This is a genomic window from Sphingomonas sp. UYP23 (assembly GCF_054059235.1).
The window spans coordinates 982,052-993,903 of the sequence record NZ_JBSSBX010000001.1 but is presented as its reverse complement, the minus strand read 5'-3'; the positions used below and the strand labels follow the sequence as shown (position 1 = coordinate 993,903).

Here is an 11,852-nt window from a genome sequence, read left to right as displayed (position 1 = left end):
CGAGCGGTATAGATAGGCGTAATGCCCAAACCTGCCGCACCTGTGTATCGTACGACGAACTGGCCTGAGTATAATGCGGCGCTGAAGCGGCGTGGGTCGCTGGAAATATGGTTTGATCCGGAGATGCACTGGCTTTCGAAGCCGTGTGGTCGCCCTGGTCGCCCGATGCGGTTTTCAGACAGCGCGATAGAGCTGTGCCTGACGCTGAAGACGCTGTTCAACCTGCCTTTGCGGCAAGTGACGGGGTTGGTTTCGAGCCTGATCAAAATGGCGGGGCTGGATTGGTCGGTGCCGGATTATACGACGCTGTGCCGACGGCAGAAGACGTTGAAGGTCAACCTCGGCGGGCGGATCAGCTCGGGCGGACTGCACCTGCTGGTCGACAGCACCGGGATCAAAATGACGGGAGAAGGCGAGTGGAAGACGCGCAAACACGGACCGTCCTACCGTCGCCAGTGGCGCAAGGTGCATCTCGGGATTGATGCTGGGACGCTGGATATCCGGGCCATTGAGGTCACGACGAATGCCATTGGTGACGCACCGACGCTGCCCGTTCTCCTGGCGCAAATTCCCGGAGACGAGCGGATACTCAGCGTCGGCGGAGATGGCGCTTATGATACCAGGGACTGCCATGCCGCTATTGCCGGGCGCGGTGCCGATGCGGTCATCCCGGTCCGCCGCAACGGGCAACCATGGGCAGAAGGCGGTCCCGGCGTCGATGCACGCAATGGAGCGCTACGCGCGACAAAGCGGCTTGGTCGCGCAATCTGGAAAAAGTGGAGCGGCTATCATCGCCGCAGTCTGGTCGAGACCAAAATGCACTGCTTCAAACTCCTGGGCCAGCGCGTTGTCGCCCGCACCTTCGATCGTCAGATTACCGAGCTCAAAGTCCGTGCTGCAATTCTCAATCGGTTCTCCGAAATAGGAACGCCGGTGACCGTCCGCATCCAATAACATCTTCAAGTAAAACGTCGGTCATGCTCTCGCGTAATTATGCAACAAAGCCGACGGCAACTGGTATTTCGACCTGCTCAAGAAGCAGCAGGACGTCGCCGAAATCCGCGATGCGCTGATCTTCGGGCAGGCCTTTGCTAGCGGAGGAGCGGCATCGGCAAACCCTAACGCGGCAGTCGCGGCTTTGGCGGACGACGCCGAGATCTGCGGCTGCAACGGGATCAGCAAGGGCAGGGTGGTTGGCGCGATCGCGGGTGGCGCCTGCACGCTCGACGCGGTGCGCGCCTGCACCAAGGCCTCGGCCTCGTGCGGATCGTGCACCAATCTGGTCGAAGGGCTGCTCGCGGTCACGCTGGGCGATGCGTTCGACGGCGAGCGCATCGCGCCGACGGTGTGCAAATGCACCAGCTTCACACACGAGGACGTCCGCCGCCTGATCCCCGAAAAAAGCCTGAAGGCGATCCCGCAGGTGATGCAGGCGTTGCACTGGACGACGCCCGATGGCTGCTCGTCGTGCCGCCCCGCGCTCAATTACTATCTGCTCTGCGGCTGGCCGGGCGAGTTCGTCGACGACAACCAGTCGCGCTTCGTCAACGAGCGGATGCACGCCAACATCCAGAAGGACGGCACCTATTCGGTCGTGCCGCGGATGTGGGGCGGTGTCACCAACCCCAAGGAACTGCGCGCGATCGCCGATGTCGCCGAGAAATACGAGGCGCGGATGGTCAAGGTGACCGGCGGCCAGCGGCTCGACATCTTCGGGATCAAGAAGGAGGATCTGCCGGCGGTCTGGGCCGATCTCAACGCCGCGGGCATGGTCAGCGGCCATGCCTATGCCAAGGCGCTGCGCACGGTGAAGACGTGCGTCGGCTCCGAATGGTGCCGCTTCGGCACGCAGGATTCGACCGGGCTCGGCATCAAGACCGAGCAGATGACCTGGGGCAGCTTCATGCCGCACAAGTTCAAGATCGCGGTGTCGGGCTGTCCGCGCAATTGCGCCGAGGCGACGATCAAGGATTTCGGCGTGATCTGCGTCGACAGCGGATATGAATTGTCGATCGGCGGCAATGGCGGGATCAAGCTGCGCGGCACCGATTTCCTGTGCAAGGTCGCGACCGAGCAGGAGGCGCTCGATCACTGCGCCGCGTTCATCCAGCTGTACCGCGAGGAAGCGCGCTATCTCGATCGCACCGCGCCGTGGGTCGAGCGCGTCGGGCTCGCCTATATCAAGGCGCGGATCGTCGAGGATGTGGAAGGCCGCGTGGCGCTGACGGCCCGCTTTCACTATTCGCAGCGCTTCATGCAGGACGATCCTTGGGCGAAGCGCGCGGCGGGGGAGGATTACAAACTCCATCAGCATCTCGCCGAAATCCGTCCCCTGGCGGCGCCTGCGCTGGTGACGGCATGAGCGCGGTCGGCGAATGGCTGGACATCGGTCCGGTCGACCAGCTCCCCGCGCTCGGCGCGCGGACGTTGCCGGTGCGCGGCGGGCGCGAGATCGCGATCTTCCACACCGCCAATGGCGCGGTCTATGCGCTCGCCAATCAATGCCCGCACAAGCAGGGGCCGCTCAGCCAGGGGATCGTGCATGACACCACGGTGACTTGCCCGCTGCACAATTGGCGGATCTCGTTGGTGACGGGCGAAGCGCTCGGCGAGGACAAGGGCTGCGTGCCGGTCATCCCGGTCAAGATCGATGGTGGCCGCATCCTGATCGGCCGCGCGGCGGCGCTGGAAGGCGTGGCTTGACCACGGTCAAGACAACTTGCGCCTATTGCGGCGTCGGTTGCGGCGTGCTCGCCACGCCCACCGGCGCGCGCACGGCGACGATCGCGGGCGACCCGGCCCATCCGGCGAATTTCGGCAAGCTGTGTTCCAAGGGCACGCATCTCGGCGAGACGATCGGCCTCGAGGGCCGCTTGCTCCACCCGATGATCGGCACCCGCCAGGCCAGCTGGGACGATGCGCTCGACCACGTCGCACAGCGCTTCGCCGCGACTGTCGCCGAATATGGCCCCGACAGCTTCGCCTTCTACGCCTCGGGCCAGATGCTGACCGAGGATTATTACCTCGCCAACAAGCTGATGAAGGGCTTCATCGGCACCGCCAATATCGACACCAATTCCCGCCTCTGCATGGCGAGTGCTGTGGCCGCGCACGTCCGCGCATTCGGCGAGGACGTGGTGCCCTGCAGCTATGACGACCTCGACGCCGCCGATTTGATCGTGCTGGTCGGATCGAACACCGCCTGGTGCCACCCGGTGATCTGGCAGCGGATCGAGGCTGCGCGGGCGGCGCGTGGCACCAAGCTGGTGGTGATCGACCCGCGCCGCACCGAGACCGCCGAGCGCGCCGACCTGCATCTCGCGATCGCCCCCGACAGCGACGTCGCGCTGTTCACCGGACTGCTCGCGCACATGCGCTCGAGCTGGCGGCTCGACGGCAAGGCGCTGGCCGAGCGCGTGCACGTCCCCGACGGCTTCTGGAAGTCACTGCCGAACCCAGACGTCGCAAGCACTTGCGACATCGCGCCCGCCGACCTGCAGGCGTTCTACGATCTGTTCGCGGATCACCCGCGCACGGCTTTGTTGCATAATTACGCGAGAGCATGACCGACGTTTTACTTGAAGATGTTATTGGATGCGGACGGTCACCGGCGTTCCTATTTCGGAGAACCGATTGAGAATTGCAGCACGGACTTTGAGCTCGGTAATCTGACGATCGAAGGTGCGGGCGACAACGCGCTGGCCCAGGAGTTTGAAGCAGTGCATTTTGGTCTCGACCAGACTGCGGCGATGATAGCCGCTCCACTTTTTCCAGATTGCGCGACCAAGCCGCTTTGTCGCGCGTAGCGCTCCATTGCGTGCATCGACGCCGGGACCGCCTTCTGCCCATGGTTGCCCGTTGCGGCGGACCGGGATGACCGCATCGGCACCGCGCCCGGCAATAGCGGCATGGCAGTCCCTGGTATCATAAGCGCCATCTCCGCCGACGCTGAGTATCCGCTCGTCTCCGGGAATTTGCGCCAGGAGAACGGGCAGCGTCGGTGCGTCACCAATGGCATTCGTCGTGACCTCAATGGCCCGGATATCCAGCGTCCCAGCATCAATCCCGAGATGCACCTTGCGCCACTGGCGACGGTAGGACGGTCCGTGTTTGCGCGTCTTCCACTCGCCTTCTCCCGTCATTTTGATCCCGGTGCTGTCGACCAGCAGGTGCAGTCCGCCCGAGCTGATCCGCCCGCCGAGGTTGACCTTCAACGTCTTCTGCCGTCGGCACAGCGTCGTATAATCCGGCACCGACCAATCCAGCCCCGCCATTTTGATCAGGCTCGAAACCAACCCCGTCACTTGCCGCAAAGGCAGGTTGAACAGCGTCTTCAGCGTCAGGCACAGCTCTATCGCGCTGTCTGAAAACCGCATCGGGCGACCAGGGCGACCACACGGCTTCGAAAGCCAGTGCATCTCCGGATCAAACCATATTTCCAGCGACCCACGCCGCTTCAGCGCCGCATTATACTCAGGCCAGTTCGTCGTACGATACACAGGTGCGGCAGGTTTGGGCATTACGCCTATCTATACCGCTCGATTCCCTGCGTGAATCCCCGCCATCAGTTTTGCAACAAAGCCCCCGCGCACGATCACCCTGTTCAGCCAAGGCGTGAACCAGTCGACCAGCGGGACCGACAAGGCGAACGCGATCATCAACCTCCACCTCGCCACCGGCCGGATCGGCAAGCCCGGTGCGGGGCCGTTCAGCATTACCGGCCAGCCTAATGCGATGGGCGGTCGCGAGGTCGGCGGACTCGCCTCGACCCTCGCCGCGCATATGGGGTTTTCGGATCCCGAACGCGACCGCGCGCAACGCTTCTGGCAGTCGCCGACGATCTGTCCGGGGCCGGGGCTCAAGGCGGTCGACATGTTCGAGGCGATGGCCAAGGGCAGGATCAAGGCGGTGTGGATCATGGCGACCAACCCCGCCGTGTCGATGCCCGACGCCCGCATGGCGCGCGTCGCGCTCGCCAATTGCCCGTTCGTCGTGGTGTCGGACTGCATCGCCGAGACCGATACGCTGCGTTTCGCGCAGGTGAAGCTGCCCGCGCTCGGCTGGGGCGAGAAGGACGGCACGGTCACTAACTCCGAGCGCCGGGTGTCACGCCAGCGTGCTTTCCTCGCCGCGCCGGGTGAGGCGCGGGCGGATTGGTGGGCGATCGCCGAAGTCGCCCGGCGGATGGGGTTCGCCGGTTTCGACTATCCCAGCGCCGCGAGCGTGTTCCGCGAGTTCGCCGCGCAGACCGGGTTCGAGAATGACGGCACGCGAATGCTCGACATTTCCGGCCAGGCAACGATCTCCGACGCCGCCTATGCCGCGATGGCGCCGTTCCAATGGGGTGGCGCCTCGCCGTTCGCCGAGCGCGCTTTCCCGACCCCCGACGGCAAGGCGCGGCTCGTGCCCGTCGTGCACGCGCTGCGCGACGACGCCAGCCGCGCGTATCCGTTGCGGCTCAATACCGGCCGCTACCGCGACCAGTGGCACACGATGACGCGCACCGGCCTGTCGCCCAAGCTCTCGCAGCATCGCCGCGAGCCGCTGGTCGATGTCCATCCCGACACCGTGCAGCGGCTTGGCCTCACCGACGGCGCGCTCGCCCGGATCGAGACGCCGCACGGCGCGAGCATCTTCCGTGTGGCGATCACCCCCGATCAGCGCCGCCGCGAGCTGTTCGTGCCGATCCACTGGACCGACCAGACCAGCGCCGGCGGCCGCGCCGGATTGCTCCCCGGCAAGGATCGCGACCCCGTCTCGGGCCAGCCCGGCTTCAAGAACACGCCCGCGCGCGCCGGGTCATACAAGCCTGACTGGACCGGCTTCCTCGTATCGCGCGAGCTTTCGGGCATCCCGGATTGCGCCTATTGGACACGAATCTGCACCGCACATGGCTGGCTGGTCGAACTGGCGGGCGAAGGCGATCCCGCGGCGATGATTGCGCTGATGCCCAAGGGCGAGCGCGCCGAGATGATCGACGCACGCCGCGGCGTGGTGCGCTCGGCGGTGCTGGTAGATGGGCAGTTGCAGGCGGCGTTGTTCGTCTCGCGCAGCGCCGGCCTGCCGCCGCGTGACTGGCTGATCGGCCAGCTCGGCGCGGCCGAGGTGTCGTCGTTCGAAGTCCTTGCCGGCCGGCCCGCCGCACCCGCGCCGGATCGCGGCGCGATCGTTTGTGTTTGCTTCGACGTCGGCCTCAACACCTTGCTGGCCGCGATAATCGACCAGCGGCTCGTCACCGTCGAGGCGGTGGGCGCGGCGATCAACGCCGGCACCAATTGCGGCTCGTGCCGCCCCGCCATCGCCAAGTTGTTGCCCGTCCAGGAGAGTGTCCATGTCTGAGCTCATCGCACCCGGCGAGGTCTGGCTGGTCGGCGCCGGCCCGGGCGACCCCGATCTGCTCACGCGCAAAGCGGAGCGGCTGATCGGCGCGGCCAGCATCGTCTTCTACGATGCGTTGGTTGGCCCGGGCGTGCTCGACTTAATCCCTGCGCATGTCGCGCGCGTCTCGGTCGGTAAGCGCTCGGGCCGCCATTCCAAGACGCAGCCCACGATCGATGCGTTGCTGGTCGATGCCGCGCTCGCCGGGGAGCGGGTGGTGCGGCTGAAGGGCGGCGATCCCTCGATTTTCGGCCGCTCGATTGAGGAAATCGACGCGCTTGCCCGCCACGGCCTTCGCGTGCGGATTTGCCCCGGCATTACCGCCGCGAGCGCCGCGGCGGCCAGCGCGGGCGTGTCGCTGACGCGGCGCGGATCGGCGCGTCAATTGCGTTTCGTAACCGCCCACGCGCGTGCTGGCGAGCCGCTGGATCTTGACTGGGCGGCGCTTTCAGATCCCTCGGCGACCCTCGCCTTTTACATGGGCCGCGGCGCCGCGGCTAACATCGCCAGCCAGCTTATCGCAAACGGCCTCGCCCCGGCTACCCCGGTGCTGATCGCGAGCGATGTCAGCCTTCCGTCGGAACGTCTCGTCCATACCCGACTCGATTTGCTGGCGCTGGTTATAAATCGCGCCTCGGGTGCCGGCCCCGCCTTGATCTTGGTGGGAGAAGCAATGCGCGCCCAAACCGCGCCGAAACTTGTCCAGGCTGCGTACGATGCTAGCGGCAGCGGCACTCTTGCCGTCGGTATGCTCGAGATGCCGTCATAAGCGGTTTGACCGCTTAACGGCTGGCCCAGTCATTTCTTTTCCATTCCGTGGGTTGCATACAGCTTTGATGTCCGGTGTGGTTTGGAGCTGCCGTTGGGAGAAAAGCAGCGAATGGTAATAAAGTCCCATTTTCGCCGATCCGTGTGGTCGGCAGCACTCGATCAGACCCGGTCATTCCGCCGTCCATTTCTAAACATCCGCTTGTGACACGAGCCGCCGTTTACAAATCGAGGAGATGACCATCGGCAACACGCCAGATTTATTATATTGCATGAGAAGGGCGATACGAAACGCGGTCACGCTCGTCCGCCCCATCGATTGATAAGTCCTTGCCGCCATTGTGTCACAACGGCAGCGTATGCGCTGTTCAAGAAGGGCGACGAATATGAAGCGCGGGTCCGTTGTAGCAGTGATGATCTTCGCCGCGTGTTCGACGGCCTCCCAGGGCGGACAGCAACTGCCCACCGGTCAATCGCTGAGCCCGCTTGTTACGCCCGGCGCGCGGTTCGACGCGCTAGTGACGCATGTCGGCCCGCATCCCGACTATGTCGCCGATGGTGCGGCGGCGATGGTCGTCAGCCCTGATCGGCGGCAGATGCTGCTGATGACCAGCGGCTTCAATCGTTACAATGGTGCCGACAGCAAGGTCGTTCCCGATCAGTCGCAGCAATACATCCTGCTTTACGCGATCGACGCGCGGGGCAGCCGACCGCGGCAGACGTTGCGCGTGCCGAACAGCTATTCCGGGATAGCCTGGTTGCCGGACGGATCGGGATTCGTGGTCGGCGGTGGCGTCGACGATGTGGTGCATCGCTTCGCGCGCCGGGGCAGCGCCTTTGCCGAAATCGCGCCGCCGATCACGTTGGGGCACAAGACGGGCAACGGCGCAGCGGTGAAACCGCAGGCGGCGGGGATCGCGGTTAGCGCGGACGGACGCAGGGCGATCGTCGCCAATTACTATAATGATTCCGTGTCGCTGATCGACCTCGCAGGCGGCAGCGTGCTGGCCGAACAGGATTTGCGGCCGGGCAAGATCGATGCGGCGGACAGCGGCAAGCCTGGCGGCGAGTTCCCATTCGCGGTGGCGTGGACGAGCGCGGGCGAGGCCTGGGTTTCGACACCGCGCGATCGGCAATTGGTCGGCCTCTCGATCAGCGCTGACACGCTGAAGGTGACGCGGCGAATCGCCACGATCGGCGAGCCAACCGCGATGCTGTACGACCGGACGGCGCATCGTCTCTACGCGACCGAAGACAATGCCGACCGGCTGGCCATCGTCGATCTGGCGACGGGGCGGATGATCGCCGAACCGCGCCTCGGCTTCCCCGCCGCGCTGGGCGGCGAGCCTGTCCGCAAGGGGCTCAATCCCAATGCGATCGCGCAGGCCCACGACGGTCGGCTCCTCGTGACGTTGGGCGGCGTCAACGCGCTCGCCGTCGTCGCCCCGACCGGCGCTGAACTGGCGGTGACGGCGCTGGTTCCGACCGGCTGGTACCCCAGCGCCGTCGCGACCAGCGCGGATGGCCGGCGGGTCTTGGTCGCCAATCGCAAGAGCCCGCCGGGGCCAAATCCAGCGGGCTGCGCGCCGAAGCTCGCGATCTATCGCGGCCAGCCCAACGCATGCGGCGCGGCGAACCAATATATCTTCCAGCTCGAAAAGTCAGGGCTGTTGCAGTTTCCGATGCCGACCGAGCGGCAATTGTCCCGTACGACACTGCAGGTCGCCGACAATGTCGGGCTATTACGCAACGCAGACCGTGTGGCCGCCGAAGCGCGGATGGCGGCGGTGCGCGCGCGGATCAAGCACGTGATCTTCATCGTGAAGGAAAACCGCACCTACGATCAGGTGCTCGGCGACCTCGAAGTTGGCAACGGCGACCCCAAACTGGCTATCCTCGGGGCACGTCTGTCGCCCAATCACCACCAGTTGGCTCGCCAGTTCGTGACGCTCGACAATTTCTACGACAGCGGCGAACAGTCGAGCACCGGCTGGACATGGACGACCGCAGGCCGCGTGTCCGATCTGCTCGAAAAGACCGCGCCGGTGAACTACGCGCAGCGCGGTCTTGCCTATGAAGCGGAGGAGGCGGATCGCTTCGTCTACACGCAGCAGACGATGGCCGAACGCCAGGCCACCAACCCGGCGCTGGCCAAGGATCCCGATCTGATGCCCGGGCCGGCGCTCCTGACCGCGCCCGATGGCGACGGCGATGATGACGATCGCGGCCAGGGATTCGTGTGGGACGCGGCGATACGCGCCGGGCTCAGCGTGCGAAATTACGGCTTTTCAGACGCATCGATCTATGACGTGGGCGCGCCGGGCACCGTGCCCTTGGTGCGCGAACCGGCCAAGACGAAGACGCGGATCTACACGCCCGGAGACCGGTTGCTCGCCAGCCGCAGTGACCCCTATTTTCGCGGCTTCGACCAGAAGATGCCCGATTATTGGCGGATGCTGGAATGGCAGCGCGAATATAATGCGATGGCGACCGCCGGCACGCTGCCGACATTGACCTTGTTGCGTCTGAGCCATGACCATTTCGGCGACTTTGAGGACGCGCTCGACGGCGTGAATACGGTTGAAACTGAAATGGCCGACAACGACTATGCCGTCGGCCGCGTCGTGGAAGCCGTAGCGGACGGGAAGGCGCGCGACTCGACGCTGATCTTCGTGATTGAGGATGATGCGCAGAACGGTGCGGACCATGTCGATGCCCGGCGCAGCCTGGCGTTTGTGGTGGGGCCAATGGTGAAACAGCATGCGCTGATCTCGACTCGTTACACGACGATCAACATGCTGCGGACGATCGAGGCGGTGCTCGGTCTGGCGCCGCTGGGCCTTAACGATTCACTCGCGATGCCCATGGCCGATCTGTTCGATCCGGCGATGTCGGCCTGGAGCTTCCGCGCGACCGCGTCCGACGTATTGCGCGATACGAAGCTGCCGATCGAGGTGGATCGTTTCGTCGCGGCTGCATCGGTATGCGGCCCCCTGCACGACTCCGAATACTGGGCTGCCGCAATGAAGGGGCAGGATTTTCGAACCGAGGACCATCTCGACACGGCGAAGTTCAACGCCGCCTTGTGGAAGGGGCTGGGGGCTGGGCCGGAGCCGGTCAATCGGCCTAGCACAGACTTGCGCGCCAACCGCCGTGTCCTTGTAGACGGAGCTGACACCCATTGCGGTCCCGCCTTCGCCGCAAAGTGATCTACGCTGTCAGAGCGCGGATGGCGGGAAAGTCCCAAGAGGCGACGACAGTATTCGACCAACTCAAGCCATTTGCGGATGAGCGCGTGAATGACCGCTCCTGAAAGAATCAGTCGCACGCACAGCTGTCAGCATCCTACAATCACGCGCTCGAATCCCGGCTTTAAGTTAAGCTTCTTGTTTCTCACAGCAACGGCCCTCAATCTTCTTGCGAATATCCCCATAGGCGGACTCTTCATGGGCGCATAAGGATTTTCCGTAAGTAGGTGGCAGCGTCAGCATGACAGATCGCTCCACCTACAAAGCGACAGCTGCAAGCGGTACTCAGACCGCCACAGTGATCGCCGCCGGCCTGAGGGACCGAACCCTTACAAGAGGGCTCAAACAAAGTGCTGGACGATCGCGACGCCTATCCGGACGTTGCAGCATGGAGCGTCCGCCAAGTGGACCTCTAGTCATCGATATAAGGCGATCGGCCGACCTGACGCCCGCGCCTGCTCCTGGAGATCCCGATGACCCAGACACCCGCTCCGACACCGCCCTCGCGACTCCGAATCGCGGTGATCGGCGCAGGCCAAATCGGCAGTACCTTCGCGTCTCGGCTCGCACGCAACGGCGGGCATGAGGTCACCGTCGTGGCGCGTCCCGGCTCGCCTCGCGTGGCGCAACTGCAACGTGACGGCGCCATCATCGATTTCGACGGCACCCGCGCAGAGGTTCGGGTGCTGGACCGGCTGGACGAGGGCACAGCATATGATCTGGTGATCGTGACGCTGCTCGCCCATCAGGTCGATGCCATACTCCTGGCCCTGTCCCGCAGTGCCGCGAAGTGCATCCAGTTCATGTTCAACACGTTCGATCCGACGCCCCTCAAAGGCGTCGTCGGTGCAGCGCGCTGCACGTTCGGGATGCCGTTCGTGCAGGCACAGCTCGATACTGACGGCAAGCTCAAGGCGAGCATCGGGGCTGGGGGGCAGAAGACATTGATGGGGCAACAACAGTGGGTCGATGTGTTCAACGCGGCCGGACTTCCGGCCGCGCTCGAACCCGACATGCCGCTGTGGCTACGCTGCCATGCTCCGCTCTGCGTCGCCTTCGAAAGCGTGTCGATTGGCGCCGTGGAGCGAGGCGGCGGCGCATCATGGAGCGAAGCCGTCATCCTGTCGCGAGGCGTTCACGCGAGTTTCGATCTCATCAAGGCGATGGGATACCCGATTTACCCCCGATCGAAGACTTGGCTCGACCGCAGTCCGGTCGCGGCCCTTGCGGGAACGCTCTGGTTCCTGTCGCGCGTCCGCGGATTTCGGGAGTTGTTGGCGACCAGCCGGGCGGAATGCGCAGCCATCATCGACGCGATGGTTCGCGCTGCGCGTCTCCAGCAACGTCCCATCGACGACCGTATCGAGGCGATGCGTCCCGCTAACCATGGCACCCGCCGCGACTGACCGCGGGTTGCTCGTGGACGGCAAGCCGACGCTGAGACGTCCGTGAGATCAC

6 protein-coding genes and 3 pseudogenes are annotated in these 11,852 nt (G+C 64.6%); 8 read left to right on the top strand and 1 reads right to left on the bottom strand.

The annotated features are described in order from the left end of the window. Nucleotides 1-21 precede the first annotated feature (21 nt). From ACVWYO_RS04975 to ACVWYO_RS04960, 4 genes and pseudogenes are all read left to right on the top strand, one after another. Nucleotides 22-954, top strand: a complete 933-nt coding sequence (locus ACVWYO_RS04975; RefSeq protein WP_457348219.1) for an IS5 family transposase — start codon at nucleotides 22-24, stop codon at nucleotides 952-954. 49 nt (nucleotides 955-1,003) lie between these two features. Beyond that, nucleotides 1,004-2,362: pseudogene (locus ACVWYO_RS04970) on the top strand ((2Fe-2S)-binding protein); the annotation flags it as partial. Further along, nucleotides 2,359-2,703, top strand: a complete 345-nt coding sequence (nirD, locus tag ACVWYO_RS04965) for a nitrite reductase small subunit NirD (RefSeq protein WP_457349041.1) — start codon at nucleotides 2,359-2,361, stop codon at nucleotides 2,701-2,703. The pseudogene ACVWYO_RS04970 and the gene nirD, both read left to right, overlap by 4 nt. Then, nucleotides 2,700-3,545: pseudogene (locus ACVWYO_RS04960) on the top strand (molybdopterin-dependent oxidoreductase); the annotation flags it as partial. The gene nirD and the pseudogene ACVWYO_RS04960, both read left to right, overlap by 4 nt. 42 nt (nucleotides 3,546-3,587) lie before the next feature. Here the strand turns inward: ACVWYO_RS04960 and ACVWYO_RS04955 are convergent. After that, the gene (locus ACVWYO_RS04955; RefSeq protein ID WP_457348219.1) at nucleotides 3,588-4,520 is read right to left on the bottom strand and encodes an IS5 family transposase; all 933 of its coding nucleotides are present in this window, start codon (nucleotides 4,518-4,520) and stop codon (nucleotides 3,588-3,590) included. Nucleotides 4,521-4,584: 64 nt separating this feature from the next. On the opposite strand from ACVWYO_RS04955, the pseudogene ACVWYO_RS04950 reads away from it, so the two are divergent. The 4 genes and pseudogenes from ACVWYO_RS04950 to ACVWYO_RS04935 form a co-directional block, all read left to right on the top strand. Beyond that, nucleotides 4,585-6,339: pseudogene (locus ACVWYO_RS04950) on the top strand (molybdopterin-dependent oxidoreductase); the annotation flags it as partial. Then, nucleotides 6,332-7,147: a uroporphyrinogen-III C-methyltransferase gene (gene cobA, locus ACVWYO_RS04945; protein ID WP_457349040.1), complete on the top strand. Its 816-nt coding sequence runs from the start codon at nucleotides 6,332-6,334 to the stop codon at nucleotides 7,145-7,147. The pseudogene ACVWYO_RS04950 and the gene cobA, both read left to right, overlap by 8 nt. A gap of 385 nt (nucleotides 7,148-7,532) precedes the next feature. Then, nucleotides 7,533-10,355 carry a YncE family protein gene (locus ACVWYO_RS04940; RefSeq protein ID WP_457349039.1) on the top strand — a complete coding sequence of 941 codons (2,823 nt, stop codon included), beginning with the start codon at nucleotides 7,533-7,535 and terminating at the stop codon, nucleotides 10,353-10,355. A gap of 512 nt (nucleotides 10,356-10,867) precedes the next feature. After that, nucleotides 10,868-11,800 carry a ketopantoate reductase family protein gene (locus ACVWYO_RS04935; protein ID WP_457349038.1) on the top strand — a complete coding sequence of 311 codons (933 nt, stop codon included), beginning with the start codon at nucleotides 10,868-10,870 and terminating at the stop codon, nucleotides 11,798-11,800. Nucleotides 11,801-11,852: the final 52 nt, after the last annotated feature.